This window comes from Pedobacter sp. FW305-3-2-15-E-R2A2, assembly GCF_038446955.1.
Lineage (GTDB): Bacteria > Bacteroidota > Bacteroidia > Sphingobacteriales > Sphingobacteriaceae > Pedobacter.
On the sequence record NZ_CP151803.1, the window covers coordinates 3,933,768 to 3,952,209 of the forward strand.

Below are 18,442 nucleotides of genomic sequence, written 5' to 3' on the forward strand. Positions count from 1 at the left end.
GATGAATCATAGAAATTACCCGGGCGGGAATTTTACCCTGCGCTCCCTGCTCTTTGCAATTGTCCCCTCTTATGTATTTCCTGCGCTAATGTCTGGTATCTCCGGAATTATTCTTCAGAAAAGCGACCTGATTCAGGCTAGCTATACGACGATAGGTATATCTTCCTTATTGTCGACACTCTTAAGCTTTCTGATCCTTTGGCAATTGGAGCTGAAACAGATTTTAGTAGCGCAAAAATTGCTTAGATCCCTGGTTATTATATTGCTCATGATGAGCCTGGGCGTACTGATCACCTGGACACTCCAACTTCAATCAGAATACTTTAACATTACTTTTTCCGCATTTTTAGGTGCCACCATATTAACGATCCGTCAACCGATAAAGATTTATAGAAATGAAAGAAATTAAGCCTACAATCGTTGTCTTTGGATGCACGGGCACTGTTGGGAAAGAGGTCATGCGCCAGCTAAATGGCATTGATTGTCTTGCGAGAGGAGTTCTTCGAAACCCGGAACGGCCCTATCCGGTATTGAAAAACGGCCTTCCATCAAACATCACCTATGTAAGCGCCGATCTAAACTCAAGCGGGCAATTGAAACAAGCTTGTCTGGGCGCAGATGCCTTGTTTCTTTTAACGGCAACTTCTCCGGATCAGGTGGCGCATGAAATGAACATCATTGATGCCGCCAAACAAAGCGGTATAAAACGGATCGTTAAGCTGTCTGCACCAATCGTTCAATTGCCGGCAAAAGTGGAGGTCAGCCAATGGCATGGTAAAATAGACGATTACCTTTCCCAAAACATCGGGGATTTTTGCTGCCTGAGACCTCATTCCTTTATGCAAAATTGGGAACGAAATGTATTCACCATCCAATATTTCGGCAAGATTTTCGGAGCTTTAGGAAATGCAGCAAGAAATTATGTGGATTGTCGTGATGTAGCCACCGTAGCCGTGAACAATTTATTATCGACCACCCCATTAAAGGAAAAATCCATTGTTCTTGCTGGTCCACAAGCGATTACTAATATAGAAATGGCCGCAAAACTATCCCGCATAACGGGTAGTAAAATCGACTATGTAGACATCACACCGGAAGCCTTATTTAATCAGTTAACCAGGAAAGCAAAATTACCTGAATGGTTAGCCAACCACATAGTGGAACTTGATGATCTGGCCATCAAAGTTCCGGAACCGGAATCTGATACGATTACAGACTTAATTTTAAGAAAGCCACGTATCATGGAGGAATACTTACAGGAATGCCGACACCATTTTAAAAGAAAACCACTCTGGAAACTCTTGTTATAAATCCTCCCCTGAACAACGGGTGAATCAGATGTAAAAAAAGGAGCTGAATATCTAATAATCAGCTCCTTTCCTTTTTTCAGTATATACATTAGCTGAGTTTCGGCAATACGTATCCATTGTGATACTCTTTTTCCAGATATAATTTATTAACCTTCTTATCGCTAAACTGACCTGCATTGGCATCCCATATGAGTTTCTGACCACTGCGATAAGATATGTTACCCATCTGTGCAACTGAAGCCACATGAGCACCGGCCTGTATGCTACAGTTAAGATCTTCCATTTTACGGCTTTTGATAACCGCAACAAAATTCTCCATGTGCTTCTGTAAGCCATTATCGCTGGCCTTTTCAAAAGGTTTCAACACCTTGTTTGTACTTTTCTTTTCTTCGATCACTTCCCATCCACCACGATTCAGAATTAATGTCCCGTTGTTTCCGATGTAAGCGATCCCATGATCCCGGTTATAAGATCCATTGTCTATCCCCATGGCTGAATCCCATACCAGATTAAATTTATCGAACTCATACAAGGTGGTCAGTGTATCAGGTGTTTCTTCGTATAGATCCGGATAAGCAAAACGTCCGCCCAGTCCTACGATGGACTTTGGAAGGTCAGCCTTCATACCCAACAAGGCATAATCAATCAGATGGACTCCCCAATCCGTCATGAGACCTCCTGCATAGTCCCAAAACCAACGGAAATTAAAATGAAAACGACTGCTGTTAAAAGGAACTATAGCCGATGGGCCAAGCCATTGTTTATAATCTACTCCGGCTGGTACAGCACTGTCAGGAACTACAGCACCAGGCTTCATCCATCCCTGGTAACACCAGACTTTTACAGTTCTGATATTGCCGAGTTGTCCGGATTGTATAAAATCTACCGCATTCCTGAAATGTTGCTGGCTGCGCTGCCACTGTCCAGCCTGAACCACCTTATTGTATTTTACCTGGGCATCGACCATGCGATTGCACTCCACAATAGAATTGCCAACGGGCTTCTCCACATATACATCTTTGCCCGCCTGACAGGCATGGATCATTTGTAAGGCATGCCAATGATCCGGTGTTCCGATAATGACAGCATCTATGTCCTTATTCTCCAATAACCGCCGGTAATCATTATAAATGATAATTTTACGGGTATCTATATTTCGTTTGCTCAGTTCATTAAGCCGGCCATCAATGACATTCCGGTCTACATCACAAATCGCAATTAAGTTGACGCCAGGTATATTTAATGCCGCATTTACATTAGACCAACCCATCCCGTTTACCCCAATAACAGCTATATTGAGCTGATCGCTAGGCATGATCCTCTGGTTGAAAATCGCAAATGCGGAATTATTTATCGTCGATGCAAGGAGGCCACCACCCGCAAGTAAAGATGCCTTTATCAGAAATTGTCTTCTAGAATCCATAATATGAATGGTTTTTATATTAACCCTGGTTTTAAATTTACAGCATTAAATAAACCCCATTCAACTGGTATTCATCTAAAAAAATACGTTATCTGATCAGCATTACTTCTTCAACCGGCAATTATTGATTAAATAGCAGATAAACAATAGCCGGTATTAACATCAGGCCTGACCTTCCCAGGCCTGCTTTAATGCGCCAAGAAAAGTCTCTGAAGGCTGTGCACCAGACACAGCCAATTTTTCATTGAAGACAAAGAAAGGAACACCACGAACACCAATGGTTTCTGCGGTTTTCTCATCATATCTGACTTCATCTGTAAAATGATCACTATTTAATACTGCGGTAATTTCGGGGGCTTCCAAACCAGCCTGCACTCCTATCTCCACCAGGGAAGCAGGATCACTAATGTTCCTTCCATCTGTAAAATAAGCTTTAAACAAAGCCTCTTCGATTTCATCGCCTAAACCTTTGGATTTTGCCAGCTGAATCAGGCGGTGTGCGTCAAAGGAATTGGCAACGATGGACTTTCCGAGATTAAAGTTCAATCCCACTTCTGCGGCTGCTTCGGTTACATGTTTATGACTTTCTGCCGCCCATTCCCTGCTCTTTCCATAACGTTCAGCAAGGTATTCCTCTGAGCTTTTGTCCAATACAGTAACCATATTCTGATCCAGTTCAAAGCTGTGCCATTCTACTTCAATCTTCTCTTTATGTTCAAACTCAGCGAGTGCAGATTCGAACTTTCTCTTTCCTATATAACAAAACGGACACCTTACATCCGACCAGATATCAACTTTCATTTAGCTATGTTCTATTTTATAAATTGTAGTTTGTTTATACGTTTCCCCCGGTCTTAATATCGTACTCGGGAAAGAAGGAATGTTAATGCCGTTCGGATGGTGTTGTGTTTCCACACAGAAAGCACCAAAAGGATGATATTCAACGCCACCTTTGCCATGTTTCACAGCGGTATATTTTGCCGTGTACAAATGCACAACAGGTTCTGTGGTATAAACTGAGAGTTTCAAACCACTTTTTTCCTCTGAAGTTTCTGAAGCCAGTGTAAATTCCCCGTATGGTTTATCCAAAACATAGCTCTGATCGTAACCCTCTTCCGGATCCCAATCCTGAGAGATCAGCTTTCCGCCAAGAAAGTCATGTATCGTGCCTTCTACGGGAATTAACTTACCTGTAACGGCATAGTTATCGTCCTGCTCAAGATAATGGCTTGCAGGCATCCTATGATGATGTTTTCCAACAGAGTCCAGATCAGGTGATAAGTTAAAATAGCTATGGTGGGTGATGTTGATTGCTGTTGCCTGATCCGTAATCCCTTTAAAATCCAGGATCAACTCATTGTCGTCTGTTAATTTAAAAGTGAGCTGCAGGGTTAAGTTTCCCGGAAAATGCTCTTCTCCGTCAGGGCTCACATATTGTAGGGTAACACTTGGGTCAATGGTCGATAAGACATCCCAAACCTGTTTGTCAAAGCCCTTGATTCCGCCATGAAGGCAATCGCCACCTTTGGCTTGTGTCAATTGATGCACTGTTCCATCAATAGTAAATCTTCCATTCTTCACCCGATTGGCATAGCGGCCGATCACTGCGCCCAGATAAGGATAGTCTGCCAGGTACTCTTCGCTTACATACCCTTCAAAATCATCAAAGCCAAGCACAATATCCTGCTTTTCGCCCCGCTTATTTACTACGATAAATTTATTAATGATTGCACCATAATTGAATATTTTCACATAGGTGCCATGTGTATTTGTTAACTCAATACCAAGGATCTCCTTACCGTCAATAAATTTCCCGGTCTTGATTAGCTTTGTTTCCATAAATTGTATATTAGGGCGGTTGTTATTTAAAACAATACTATCAATACTTTACTTAAAACAAAAACTTTAAATCAAAATATTACAATGAAAGCGGAATTGACCGATAAATTCTTAGCGCTATATGGACAAGAGCCAAAGGCGAACTATTTTACCCCTGGACGCGTGAACCTGATTGGCGAGCATATTGATTACAATGGCGGGCTGGTAATGCCTTGCGCAGTTACTTTAGGCACTTGGTTGAGCATTGCTCCAAACAATGACCGGGTTATTCGGTTCAACAGCCTTAACTTCCCTGAAACACAAGAAATTGCACTACAACCATCTTATACAAAAACGGGTTCGGAATGGTACAATTATCCATTGGGTGTTTTCCATGAAATCCTTAAAAAACACGAACTTCCTACCGGTCTTGACCTGCTCTTTTACGGCAATATTCCGATTGGTTCCGGCCTGTCTTCCTCAGCATCGATAGAGGTTGCAATGGCCTATGCTTTAAATGATTACTTCAATCTTGGTTATGAAAAAATTGAGATCCCCTTGCTTGCTCAAAAAGTAGAAAATGAATTTATCGGTGTGAACTGCGGCATTATGGATCAGTTTGCCGTTGCATTCGGAGAAGCCCATAAAGCGCTGGTTCTGAACTGCGATACTTTAAAATACAAGTCTGTAGACTGTAACCTTGGCGATTATTCTTTGGCCATCATCAATACCAATAAACCAAGAAAACTGGCGGAGTCTAAATATAATGAAAGAGTTGCCGAATGCCAGGCGGCCTTAGCACAACTGAACCAGGAGATTACGCTGAATAATCTTTGCGAACTGACTGCAGAGAAATTTTCACTGCACAGTCATTTGATTACTGATGAAACTGTTTTGAAAAGAGCCACACATGTGATCCGCGAAAACGACAGGGTAAGCCTTGCTGCCAAAGCTTTAAACGAAGGGAATTTAGCAGAGTTTGGCCGCTTAATGTATGCTTCTCATCAATCTTTAAAGGATTTATATGAGGTTACAGGTGCGGAACTGGATGCTGTAGTTGAATTTTGTACAGATTACGAGCATGTAATCGGTGCGAGAATGACCGGTGCCGGCTTCGGAGGATGTGCAATTGCGTTGTTAAAGAAAGGCCAGGAAGAAGATTTCGCCAGACAACTGACTGATTTCTACGTAGAACGAATCGGTTATCCGGCTGCCATATATATCAGTGAGATTGGTAATGGTGCTTCTGCAATTTAATTTTAATTTTGCGGGATAGAATTATCAAAAGTCTTTAATGAAAAAATTAAAATCAGACGAGCTAAACCGTGTCGGTGTAGAAGAGTTTAGAGAACAGGAGAAGTTACCGGTTGTTGTGGTGCTTGACAATGTACGCAGCATGCACAATATAGGCTCCGTTTTCAGAACGGCAGATGGTTTTGCCATTGAGAAATTATACCTCTGTGGCATTACCGCTCAACCTCCGCACCGTGAAATAGAAAAAACGGCTTTAGGCGCAACCCAGTCTGTGGCCTGGACACATTTTGAAAGCACTATGGAAGCAATCGCCTCTCTTCGTGAAGAGGGATATGAAATCATTGCCATAGAACAGGCATCGGGAAGTACCATGTTAAATACTTTCCAGCCGGAAAGCCTAAAAAAATATGCCTTGATTTTTGGAAATGAAGTCAATGGAGTAAGCGAGGAAGTGATGGGGCAAATTGATAAATGTATTGAAATCCCTCAGTTTGGAACCAAACATTCCTTCAATATTGTGATCTCTGCAGGGATCGTCCTTTGGGATTTCTTTGCCAAGCTAAGGTTATAATTGCATTGCCAGATTAAACGAGCGGACAGATGGACAACAAATTACTGAAAAAACTACATGTCAAAGCCGGATTTAAGCTTCTTGTAGAAAATGCACCTGAAAATGTATCGGAGCTGTTGGGGGATTTTGATGCTATACAGCTCAGTTTTAACACAGAAAAAGAGTTTGATGCGCTGCTGCTATTTGTAATGAATAGCTATGAGCTGAAAGAACAACTGGCCTTTATCTCCCAAAAACTTAAGCCCGATACTTTATTCTGGATTGCTTATCCTAAAAAAAGTTCGGGAATGGACAGCGATCTCCATATGATGGCGCCATGGGACGAAGTGAAGGTTTATCAGTTGACACCTTGTGCCTCTGTCTCGATTTCGGAAGTATGGACCGGTCTGCGTCTGAAACCTATAGATCTGGTCAAAGCCTCTGCGGTGAGAAATGAAAACATTGAGCAGAATGAATTTTCAGCATATATTGATGTCGTCAACAAACAGGTCCTCCCTCCGGAGGATTTGCTTATCGCCCTGCAAGAACATCCATTAGCCCTGACTTATTTTGAATCATTGGCTTATTCTCATAGAAAAGAATATGTACTTTGGATTTTAACTGCCAAGCAGGAGAAGACCAGGCTCAGCAGAATTGAGAAAACCATTGAAATGTTGCTGAGCAAAAGGAAAAATCCCAACGACAAATCCTGATCTGATCATTAAAATAAAAGCGACCGCATCAATTGATGCGGTCGCTTTTATTTTATAGCAAACTTTATGATTATTTAGCCCACCAGACCTTCTCAGAGGTAGGAATGCTTTGTTGAGGCTGAGGGTTTGAGGTCACTTCCTGTGAAGGATAAGGATAACGCTGAGGAATATACGGCCTGAATGCATTTGGAACCACATTCAAAATAGGGAAACCAGTTCTGCGCCAGTCATTATATGCTTCCAGCGACAAGAAGCTCGCCACATATTTCTCCGTAATCAATGTTTTCAAAGGAGTTACAGGATCAGGAATAGAATGAATGGCGGTATATGCATTTTTATCAGCCGTAGCCACCTTTAAAAGATCCATATTGGCTTCAATAGCGGCTTTTAGCACCGGCTGTGCAGCTACCACACCAGATTTATTTAAAGTAGCCTCAGCTTTGATAAACAGCGCTTCCGCATAAGTAGCAAGGTATACCGGGGCCGATTTTCCTGATTCTTCATCGTCCGCGATATACCCGCCAACATTAGGTGAAACTGCAGCATAAATCGTAGGATCTGTAGTTGGAACCGTTCCGCTTTGTCTGCCTACATAATCGCCACCAGAACCTGGAGCGGCTAAAATAGGGAGTCTGGGATCATCATTTGCCTTCAACAGGTCTACGAAATTTTTAGAAAGTACCACTCCCCCTGCACCTGGCAGTGTTCCCTGATACCATGGATTTTCTCCTTTTGCTTTTCCGGAGTAGGTTACTTTTGCATTGTCTTCATTTGCAGAAAATCCATTCTGCAATGCTGCCAAAGCTAAGTCCGCCTGTGTTGTTGCCGAATAACCTGCTGCCTTACTCAGGCGAAGGTGATATCTCGCTTTAAGCGTATAAGCCAGCTTTTTCCAGGACGCGAAATCACCACCATAGATCAGATCATCACTCCCTACCCGAATGCCAGAAGGCGCAGAATTCAGGATCACTATCGCCTGATCAAGTGTAGTCTGGATTAATTTATAGATGCTCTCCTGTGAGTCATATTTAGGTTTTAAATTGCCCAAAGCAGCAAAGCCTTCTGTATAAGGAATGTCTCCCCAAAGGTCAGTACAAACCGCTAAATTATAGGCAAGCAAGACCTTTCCGATCCCCGCATAGCCATTATTTCCTGCTTTTTCTGCTTTGTCGATCATGATTCTGGAATTATAGAAAATTGCAGGATAAAGGTCAAAGCTCCAGGTATTGTTCACATCACTTGGCGTAATTCTATAAGAATCAATTTCCGGAGCCGGCTGATTGATCGCCAGTTGCTGTGTCCAATAGGCGGATACGCTGCCCGGAAACCCACCAATAATATTGGTCGTCGTATAAATCTCCAAAGGAGTTAAAATCAAAGCTTCCTGAACGTCTACCGGATTGTTTGGATCTTTATTGATGTCCAGGAATTTTTTACATCCTGATGCGGACACCAGTAATATAAATGCGATTAAGGTATAATATATCTTTTTCATGTTGTTCGATTTAGAAAGTAACTTTTACAGCGAAATTATAGCTTCTGTTAGATGGGGTAACAAAGTTGGTAAAGCCGCCACCATTTCCGGTTCCATATAAACTTACTTCCGGATCTGAGCCAGTATAATGTGGCGTATAGAACCATAAGTTTCTTCCTGTAGCGGAAACGCTCAATCCTCTAAAGGGTGTTCTCTTTAAAAGCGAAGGCGCAAAATTATAAGATAAGCTTACCTGTCTCAATTTCACATACGTACCATCTTCTACCCCATTTTCATCTACCTGAGAATAATTATTTTGATAATATCCCTGATCTATTGGAACTACTTTGGTATTTACCTGTCCATCTTCTGTGACCCCGTCAAATACCCTCGTACCTGTTCTGTCTTCCGTTATTTTCGTTACTCCATAGAAGTTCAGGTAGAAATTATCAAGGTTATATACATCTCCGCCTTTTTTCATATCCAATACCGCAGAAAGACTCAGGCCTTTCCAGGTAAAAGTAGTCGTTAATCCCGCATTCCATTTCGGTACGGTATTGCCAATCGGGCCAAGTTTTTCATCTATGATCGGATAGCCATCGTCGCCGATCACCATTTTTCCGGCATCGTTACGCAGGTATCTTGAACCAAAAATAACCGCATAAGGCTGATCTTTGTAAGCAAATACTCCAGGGCTGACAAATCCGGCAAACTGAATATTGTCCAGATTCTGACCAATATCAGTCACCTTATTATTGATTTTGGAGAAGTTAAGGCCTACTACCCAGGTGATGTCCTGAGTTTTAACAGGTGTACCGCTTAATATCAATTCAAAGCCTTTGTTGTACATGCTTGCTGCATTAATTACAGCTGCATTAAAACCACTCGATGGCGTAATTGGAGTAGTGCTGATCAGGTCTTTACTGATCTTGTTAAAATAAGTCGCCTCAATATTAAATCTGTTCTTGAACATCTTTAACTCCAGACCTGTTTCAAACTCTTTTAAGCCCTCATTTTTCAGGTTGGGATCACCGTAAGTATTGGTCAGTAAAAACCCGTTACGTCCATCGTAAGGGAACTCAATATTCCCGATTGTTGGTTTTGTATAAGGAGTACCAATGCTATAAGGCGCAACGTTATCATTTCCTACATAAGAATAGGAAATACGGATTTTACCAAAGTTAAGTATGGAATTGTTACTTAGCCCAAGAGGTTCTGTAAATATAAAACCTGCTGAAGCAGATCCATAAGGATAGAATCTTTTGTCGGCACTAAGTACTGAAGTTCCATCATAACGGCCTGTTAAGGATAAAGACAGCATGCGTTTGTATTCAGCGGTCATTTGTGCGTAAATCCCTACTTTTCTATAATTCCTGTCTGTAATTTTGGAAACAATGGTCGATGCATTTGCAATGTTGTAGAAATCTTTCGCTCCCAGTCCGATCCCTTTGTCAAATACCGTTCTTTCCTCAGAAGAAAGGATGTTATTTCCAACCAGGATACTCCCAAAGAAATCATCCCCAAAGTTTTTCTTGGCTTCAACGATCAGGTCATGGTTATACTGTCTGAAATTGATTTCCCGGTTGTACATTTTTCCATCGGCAGATTCACCACCAACGATTCCCGGAGCTTCATGATAGGTTGTTCCGTCGTTAAAAATGTCAGCACCCAATCTTTCTGTAATCGTTAACCATGGTGTAGGGTTATAATTCAGCGTGAATACCGGCAAAAATCTGTTTACGGTTGAGGCAAATTTAACGTTGTCTACCAGCCAGTAAGGGTTATTCCTAGCTGCGCGGTAAAGCCGTTGACTTCCGTCAGGGTTGAGGGTTGGAAAAGGATTCCATGAAATTGGCGCAGCATATACCGTCCAGAATGGACTGGCCAGACTATTGCCTTCGGGTAAGCGGTCATTTGCGGTATTGATATAGTTCAGCTGGCCGGTCACAGATACCTTACTCGTAATTGCGTTTGTAAATTTGGTAAAGAAAGAATGACGGCCAAAATCCGTACCGGGCATCGTGCCTTTAGTATTCAGGTAGGAATAAGAAACCAGATACGTTGATTTATCCGTAGATCCATTTACCGCAAGTGTATTGTCTGTGGTAAAACCTTGTTTAAAGAATTCCTTTCTTGGATCATGCTTCGTTACCGGAGCACCATTTACCATTAGTCCATCAATCAGTGGTCCCCATGAACCGGAACTTAGCTGGCCATTATTACCATCTACATAGGTGCCGTTGGTACCCTGCGCATATTTATCCTGGAATTCAGGGAATATGGCATTGTCAAAGGTGATACCGGAAGAAAGTGAAATGGATGGTTTTCCTGCACCTGTTTTCGTCGTGATGATGACCACCCCTCTTGCTGCAGCTGAACCATATAAGGCACTTGCTGCTGCTCCTTTAAGGATAGACACACTTTCTACGATATTGGGATCGATATCAATTGCCCTGTTGGCTGTTCCTCCGGCACTCAAAGCACCGTCCGGATTTCCTGCCTCTGTATTATTGATCGGCACTCCATCCACAACGAATAAGGCACCATTCTCTCCGGTCAGGGAAGTATTTCCTCTGATTACAATTTTGGAAGAGCTACCTGCGGCACCACTGGAGTTTGTGATTTGAACGCCGGCTACTTTACCAGCCAGTGCATTGACCAGGTTATTCTCTTTCGCGGCAACCAAAGAATTCCCGGTCACTTCCTGTGTAGAATAGGTCAATGTGCGTTTTTCTCTCTTGATACCAAGTGCGGTAACCACAATTTCATTTAGATTATTTTCTTCATCATTTAAAGAAATATCCAACTGATTGTTTGATCCGATTGCTTTCGTTTGAGTTGTAAAACCCAGGTAAGAGAACTCCAGACTCAGGTTGCTTCCGTTCACCTCGATGGCGTACTTCCCATTGGCCCCGGTTTGTGTTCCTGTTTTCTGCCCTTTCACCCTTACAGACACCCCAGGCAGGGGATTTTTGTCGCTTGTCGCGATTACGGTACCAGTAATGGTACGTGTTTGTGCCCATGCTGTTATTGTAAACAGCAGCAGCACCATTAGCATTAGTAACGGTCTTTTCATAGTTATTCCAGGTTTAGTTAATAACTATAATTTAAGCTTTTGACGAATTTCATATGTCAACAGTGTCTCATTTCCGTTACAAAACACCACTAATAGCCAATTAACCAAGGATTTAAGTTAAAACAAAGACCATAAAACAGCGCATTTAGGAATAAAATTGACGTATTTATCATAAAAAATACGGCATCATTATCTTTTTTTGAGTTCTAAAAATCCCAAATCAAGGTTCCGTCCAAATATTTTTCATTTGATTTCTGAAATTGAAATTCAGTGAAATTTTATGCAGTTGACTTTACTTATAAAACATCGTTTAAACAGCATAGAGCGATATAAATTAAATAAAAACGCCATTTACAGAATAACATATATCAATTGTAAATTCTTCATAAATTAACTACCAAAAAGTAAAATACACGATCATTCCTGTGAAGAATTTCTGTTTTATCTTTCTGATCATTTAACTGATTTTTCCGAAAAAGTATTGATATTGCCATTTTTTCGCAATAAACCGTCCATATCATGGGAATTCCGGATGCAGATTTAAATCAAAAAACCCCGGAAATACTAAATTTCCGGGGTTTTATTGTAAATAATGAAATATATCTTATCTCTTTTTTAAGAGTTAAGCATAAGGGATTCCATCTTTAGATGCCAGGCTGCTATGTCCCATCAGGTATTCGTCTACCTTACGGGCTGCTTCGCGGCCTTCAGAGATGGCCCAGACCACCAGTGATTGTCCGCGGCGCATATCTCCTGCGGCAAAGATCTTGGCAATATTGGTTTGGTACTTACCTTCTTCGGCTTTCACATTTCCTCTGTTGTCCAGTTCTACACCTAATTTTTCAATTAAACCTTCTTTCTGCGGATGTAAGAAACCCATCGCCAGTAAAACCAGCTGACAAGGCAAATCACGCTCTGTACCAGCTTTCTCTTTGAAATTCAAGGGTCTGCCTGTTGCATCAATTTCCCACTCTACATCCACTACTTTTAAAGCCTTCAGGTTTCCATTTTCATCTTTAATAAACTCCTTGGTGTTCACTCCCCAGGCTCTTTCACAACCTTCTTCATGAGAAGAGGTTACTTTCAATAACATTGGGAAAGTTGGCCATGGCATATTCGAGGTACGGCTTTGTGATGGCATCGGCATGATCTCAAACTGCATCACAGATTTCGCTCCCTGACGGTTAGAAGTACCGATACAATCCGAACCGGTATCTCCGCCCCCGATTACGATTACATCTTTACCTGCTGCAAGTATCGCCTCTCCATCAACACTGATGTTTCTGACACGCTTGTTCTGTTGTTTCAGGAAATCCATTGCATAATGAACTCCTTTAGCCTCCCGGCCTGTAATGTTGAGGTCCCTTGGAATGGTAGATCCACCGGCCAATACAATCGACTGGTATTCTCTAAGTAAAGTATTCAACTCTACGTTCACCCCAACATTGGAATTACATTTGAAAACTATACCTTCCTTTTCCATCAGGGCAATACGTCTGCTGACCACATCTTTCTGAAGTTTAAAATCAGGGATACCATAGTTCAATAAACCTCCCGGAGTATCATCACGTTCGTAAACCACCACCTCATGACCGGCTTTATTCAGCTGTGCTGCTGCTGCCAAACCTGCAGGTCCGGAACCGATTACCGCTACTTTCTTACCCGTACGGATCAATGGTTGTTCCGCTTTGATATACCCCTTATTGAAGGCAATCTCTATAATATGTTTTTCAATTTCTTCGATAGAGACCGGCGACCTGTTGATGCCAAGTACACAGGCAGACTCGCATGGTGCCGGACAAATTCTTCCTGTAAATTCAGGGAAGTTATTAGTGCTCAGCAAAATGGTAGAAGCCAGCTGCCAGTCTCCTTTATATACCGCATCGTTAAATTCCGGAATCACATTACCCAGCGGGCAACCCGACTGACAAAAAGGAACTCCGCAATCCATACACCTTGCGGCTTCCCGGTTTACCTGCTCTAATTCAAAATTCTGTACAAATTCATTATAATGCTTTAAACGTTCTTTAGCATCTTCTTTTACAGGAGCAGTTCTTTCATACTCTAAAAATCCGGTTACTTTTCCCATAGTTAAGCTATATTTAGTTTAGTGGTTCTGATCATTTTGTGTTTCAATTTTCTCTGGTTGTTTCGGAGCATAAGGTTAAACAGTTACTTCTGCTCTTTTCTTCAATACTGCTTTGTATTCTTTAGGGAATACCTTAATGAAATGGGCAGATTGTGTGGTCCAGTCGCTCAAGATAAATTTAGCCAGGCTGCTATCTGTCAGCTGAATGTGTTTCTTCAACAAGATATTAATGCGAAGTTCATCCTGTTCATCCAGAGGATCAAGGTCTACCATTTCTTTATTGCATTTATTGGTAAACTCCCCTTTAACATCATATATCCAGGCCACTCCACCGCTCATACCAGCTGCAAAATTGCTTCCGGTATCACCGATCACCAGGACTTCGCCACCAGTCATATATTCACAGCCATGATCACCTAAACCTTCCACTACTGCTGTAGCTCCGGAATTTCTCACCGCAAAACGTTCTCCTGCCTGTCCTCTTACATACAATTCGCCGGAAGTTGCACCATAAAGGGCTACGTTACCGATGATGATATTTTGTTCCGGCACATAGCTGATCGTACTGAAAGGATAGATAGACAACCTCGCACCTGAAAGTCCTTTTCCAACATAATCATTGGCCTCCCCCTCCAGTTGCAGGGAGATTCCTTTTGCTGCGAAAGCACCAAAGCTTTGTCCGGCGGAGCCTTTAAATTTGAAATTGATGGTATCTGCTGGTAAACCCTGGCTCTTATAAATTTTAGACACTTCGTTAGACAGCATCGTTCCCAAGGCACGGTTGGTGTTTTTCACTTCAAACTCTCTGTAGATCGGCTCTTTATTCAGTAAAGCAGGTTGAGCCGCTTTAATTAAGGCATGATCCAGGATATCTGTCAGCCCGTGGTCTTGTTCTTCTGTTTGATAAAGGCTCAGGCCATTATCAGGCGCTTTATACAAGATTGCAGAAAGGTCAAGGTCTTTGAGCTTCCAGTCTGTAGGATCGATCTGGCGTAAGCTTAAGGCGTCTGCCTGACCCACCATTTCTTCTACCGTTCTGAAACCTAATTCTGCCATCGTTTCTCTCAATTCCTCCGCAAGGAAATGGAACAGATTCACCACATGGTCTGCTTCTCCGGTAAACAGCTTTCTAAGGTTAGGATCCTGAGTCGCTACCCCTACAGGGCAGGTATTCAGGTGACATTTCCTCATCATGATACAGCCAGAGGTAACCAGTGCTGCGGTAGCAACACCCCATTCTTCTGCTCCAAGAAGCGTCGCAATGGCAATGTCTTTACCCGTTTTCAGCTGTCCGTCTGTTTGCAGGACTACCCTGCTGCGCAAGCGGTTTTTAACCAACGTCTGATGTGCTTCCGCCAGGCCAAGCTCCCATGGAAGTCCGGCATGCTGAATAGAGGTCAGTGGCGATGCACCTGTTCCTCCGTCAAATCCTGAAACCAGGATCACGTCTGCATGTGCTTTTGCTACTCCGGCAGCAATTGTTCCAACACCAGCTTTAGAAACCAGTTTAACGTTGATTCTTGCTTCCCTGTTTGCATTTTTCAAATCAAAGATCAACTGTGCTAAATCTTCAATAGAATAGATATCATGGTGTGGCGGCGGAGAGATCAGACCTACGCCTGGCGTAGCGTGACGAACCTTAGCGATCCAGTCGTCCACTTTATCTCCCGGTAATTGTCCACCTTCACCTGGTTTGGCACCCTGCGCCATTTTAATCTGTAATTCATCCGCATTGCTCAGGTAATAACTCGTTACTCCGAAACGTGCAGAAGCGATTTGCTTGATGGCAGAGCGCATAGAATCGCCGTTAGGCAGGGTTTCATAGCGTAATTCATCCTCACCTCCTTCGCCGGTATTGCTTTTTCCGCCGATGCGGTTCATGGCAATGGCTAAAGTAGAGTGTGCTTCATGAGAGATCGATCCAAATGACATCGCACCTGTAGCAAAGCGTTTCAATATGTTTTCAATCGGCTCTACTTCGGCTAAAGGCACCGCAGGGCGATCGTAATTGAATTCAAATAAACCTCTGATGGTATAAGCCTGATGTGTTTGCTCATTTACCAGCTTAGAGTATTGTTTATAGACGTTGTAATCTTTCTTTCTTGTTGCATTTTGCAGCAAATGGATCGTTTGAGGATTGAACAAATGTTGTTCTCCTTTACGTTTCCATTTATAATTACCACCGGTAGGCAGGATCGTATCCGGACGTGTAGCCTGGCCGAAAATCCTGTTGTGTTTGATCAATGCTTCTCTCGCAATTTCATCCAACCCTAATCCGCCAATTCTCGAAACAGCACCCGTAAAATAATTGTCGACCACCTGTTTGTTGATCCCCAAAATTTCAAAGATCTGCGCACCATGGTAAGATTGCAAAGTGGAGATTCCCATTTTTGAGAAAATCTTCAACAATCCATTATTTACTGCATATATATAGTTCTGGATTAGTTTTGCTGGTTTAGTTTCCAATTCCGTTTCGAAACCTGTAATCGTCTCTTCTGCGAGATAAGGATTCACTGCAGTTGCACCAAATCCGATTAAACACGCGAAATGGTGAACTTCCCAAACATCACCTGCTTCTACGACCAAGCCCACATCACCTCTATATCCTTTACGGATCAAATGATGGTGAACTGTAGAAACGGCAAGGAGAGAAGGAATTGCAGCATGTTCAGAATCCAGTGCGCGATCGGAAAGGATGATCACCTGGAACCCGTCTTCCACTGCATCTACCGCATAACGGCAAAGCCTGTCTAAGGCTTTAGCCATTGCACCCGGTTTTCCAGTAGCCCTGAAATATGTTTGTAAAGTTTTAGACTGGAATACACCGGTATCGATACTTCTCAGTTTCTCTAACTCTAAATTCGTTAATATCGGATGTTTAATCCCCACACAATGGCATTGCATGGCTTTTTCTTCCAGGATATTTCCGTTGTTGCCCATGAAACCTGCAAGGCTCATCACCACTTTTTCCCTGATCGGATCGATCGGTGGATTGGTTACCTGTGCAAACAACTGTTTGAAATAAGAAGAAAGGTGTTGCGGTTTTTGCGACAGAACAGCTAAAGGAATATCCGTTCCCATAGATCCAATCGGCTCTTTAGCATCCCTGGCCATTGGTTTCAGGATCAGATCGATGTCTTCACGGCTATAGCCAAATACCTGCTGATATTTGAAGATCGACTCCTGAGAAAGTCCGCTGAAGACCACTCTTGGATCTGAAAGCTCTTCCAGTCTGATCTGGTACTGATTTAACCAGTCGGCATACGGCCTGCGACCACAAACCAATTGTTTAATTTCTGTATCGCTGATGATCCTTCCCTGCTCCATATCTACCACAAACATCTTTCCGGGAGTTAATCTGCCTTTTTCGATGATTTTGCTTTGATCCAAAGCCAGTGCACCTGCCTCAGAGGCCATGATCACATGGTCATCTTCGGTGATGGCATATCTTTGCGGGCGAAGTCCGTTTCTGTCCAACGTGGCACCAATCAAATTACCATCTGTAAAAGAAACAGCTGCTGGTCCATCCCATGGCTCCATTAAAGTAGCATGGAACTTATAGAATGCTTGTTTAAGCTCATCCATATCGTCATTGCCATCCCATGCCTCAGGAATCAACATCATGAGTACATGTGGCAGGGAGCGGCCTGCATGAAGCAATAACTCTACTATATTATCTAAACATCCCGAATCGGAATTGGATTCGTCAATTACAGGAAGTAAAATATTCAGTTCTTCAGGCGTAAAGTAAGACGAAGCCAAAGACTTTACGCTTGCTCTAAACCAGTTCAGGTTCCCCTGCAGGGTATTAATCTCTCCGTTATGCGCGATATACCTGAAAGGCTGTGCCAGCTTCCATGAAGGAAAGGTATTGGTTGCAAAACGGCTGTGAATTAAGCCAAAAGCGGAAACGACACGCTTATCACTTAGTTCAGTAAAATAGGTTCTCACCTGCAAAGAGGTCAGTTGTCCTTTATATACTATTGTTCTTGAAGAGAAAGAAGCAATATAAAATTCGCCATTGATACCCTTTACAGTATTATTAATGGTCTTTGACAGGTAATTCTTGAACACATATAATTTACGTTCAAAATCTGCTCCTGCTGCAATTGCATAAGGACGCGCGATAAACACCTGTTCCATTTCCGGTTCTACCGACAATGCCATATCGCCAATACCTTCTGTATTGGTTTGTACCTTTCTGAAGCCTAAAACTTCCAGTCCCAATTTCTCTGCAGCACGGTAAATGATCTCTCTGCACTCTTCTCTCGCCTTGACATCTTTAGGTAAAAATAGCATCCCTACCCCATAATCGCCGGATTCATTCAGACTAAATCCGATTTTAAGACATTCGTCGTACAGAAACTCGTGAGGGATCTGTATCATAATACCTGCGCCATCTCCGGTATTAATTTCTGCTCCGCAAGCCCCGCGGTGATCAAGATTTTCAAGAATGGTAATGGCGTCGGAAATGATTTGTTGCGACTTTCTGCCCTTGATATGGGCAACGAAACCAATGCCACATGCGTCGTGCTCAAAACGCTGGTCGTACAACCCTTGCTGATCTTGTGTTTGTTCCATAAGTTTAATTTAGTGTTGGTTGGGTATAGTGTGATTGAGACACTAAGTTACGAAAAAAAATCAAGGAATTATAATATCGTTATATTTTTTAGGAGAAACACAGCATATTTCAATTATAATCTTTGTATTTTACAATATTCACAAATTACATCGA

Annotated in this window: 12 protein-coding genes; 5 read left to right on the forward strand and 7 right to left on the reverse strand. The window is 42.4% G+C overall.

Features of this window, described 5'->3' with window-relative positions:
* Window position 1 precedes the first annotated feature (1 nt).
* Window positions 2–409 carry a hypothetical protein gene (locus AAFF35_RS15685; protein ID WP_342327464.1) on the forward strand — a complete coding sequence of 136 codons (408 nt, stop codon included), beginning with the start codon at window positions 2–4 and terminating at the stop codon, window positions 407–409.
* Window positions 396–1,310, forward strand: a complete 915-nt coding sequence (locus AAFF35_RS15690) for an NAD(P)H-binding protein (protein WP_342327465.1) — start codon at window positions 396–398, stop codon at window positions 1,308–1,310. Before AAFF35_RS15685 ends, AAFF35_RS15690 begins: the two co-directional genes overlap by 14 nt.
* 88 nt (window positions 1,311–1,398) lie before the next feature.
* Here the strand turns inward: AAFF35_RS15690 and AAFF35_RS15695 are convergent, their stop codons facing one another.
* The 3 genes from AAFF35_RS15695 to AAFF35_RS15705 all read right to left on the reverse strand — a co-directional run bounded on the left by AAFF35_RS15695 (window position 1,399) and on the right by AAFF35_RS15705 (window position 4,572).
* Window positions 1,399–2,733, reverse strand: coding sequence for a Gfo/Idh/MocA family oxidoreductase (locus AAFF35_RS15695; protein ID WP_342327466.1), 1,335 nt, complete (start codon window positions 2,731–2,733; stop codon window positions 1,399–1,401).
* Between the two features lie 162 nt (window positions 2,734–2,895).
* On the reverse strand, window positions 2,896–3,534 hold the full coding sequence (locus tag AAFF35_RS15700; RefSeq protein ID WP_342327467.1) for a DsbA family oxidoreductase: 639 nt from the start codon (window positions 3,532–3,534) through the stop codon (window positions 2,896–2,898).
* Window positions 3,535–4,572: an aldose epimerase family protein gene (locus tag AAFF35_RS15705; protein WP_342327468.1), complete on the reverse strand. Its 1,038-nt coding sequence runs from the start codon at window positions 4,570–4,572 to the stop codon at window positions 3,535–3,537.
* Window positions 4,573–4,656: 84 nt separating this feature from the next.
* Between AAFF35_RS15705 and AAFF35_RS15710 the strand changes: the two genes are divergently transcribed.
* From AAFF35_RS15710 to AAFF35_RS15720, 3 genes are read left to right on the forward strand one after another with little or no spacing between them, the layout of a single operon-like run.
* Window positions 4,657–5,808: a galactokinase gene (locus AAFF35_RS15710; RefSeq protein ID WP_342327469.1), complete on the forward strand. Its 1,152-nt coding sequence runs from the start codon at window positions 4,657–4,659 to the stop codon at window positions 5,806–5,808.
* A gap of 37 nt (window positions 5,809–5,845) precedes the next feature.
* Window positions 5,846–6,376, forward strand: a complete 531-nt coding sequence (locus AAFF35_RS15715) for an RNA methyltransferase (protein WP_342327471.1) — start codon at window positions 5,846–5,848, stop codon at window positions 6,374–6,376.
* A gap of 29 nt (window positions 6,377–6,405) precedes the next feature.
* Window positions 6,406–7,068, forward strand: coding sequence for a YdeI/OmpD-associated family protein (locus AAFF35_RS15720; RefSeq protein ID WP_342327472.1), 663 nt, complete (start codon window positions 6,406–6,408; stop codon window positions 7,066–7,068).
* A gap of 70 nt (window positions 7,069–7,138) precedes the next feature.
* Here AAFF35_RS15720 and AAFF35_RS15725 read toward each other — a convergent pair whose 3' ends face one another.
* The 4 genes from AAFF35_RS15725 to gltB form a co-directional block, all read right to left on the reverse strand.
* Window positions 7,139–8,563: a SusD/RagB family nutrient-binding outer membrane lipoprotein gene (locus AAFF35_RS15725; RefSeq protein WP_342327473.1), complete on the reverse strand. Its 1,425-nt coding sequence runs from the start codon at window positions 8,561–8,563 to the stop codon at window positions 7,139–7,141.
* A gap of 10 nt (window positions 8,564–8,573) precedes the next feature.
* Window positions 8,574–11,618, reverse strand: coding sequence for a SusC/RagA family TonB-linked outer membrane protein (locus AAFF35_RS15730; RefSeq protein ID WP_342327474.1), 3,045 nt, complete (start codon window positions 11,616–11,618; stop codon window positions 8,574–8,576).
* 622 nt (window positions 11,619–12,240) lie between these two features.
* Window positions 12,241–13,707, reverse strand: coding sequence for a glutamate synthase subunit beta (locus AAFF35_RS15735; RefSeq protein WP_342327475.1), 1,467 nt, complete (start codon window positions 13,705–13,707; stop codon window positions 12,241–12,243).
* A gap of 75 nt (window positions 13,708–13,782) precedes the next feature.
* Window positions 13,783–18,288 (reverse strand): glutamate synthase large subunit, encoded by a 4,506-nt coding sequence (gene gltB / locus AAFF35_RS15740; RefSeq protein WP_342327476.1) that lies wholly within the window; start codon window positions 18,286–18,288, stop codon window positions 13,783–13,785.
* Window positions 18,289–18,442 lie beyond the last annotated feature (154 nt).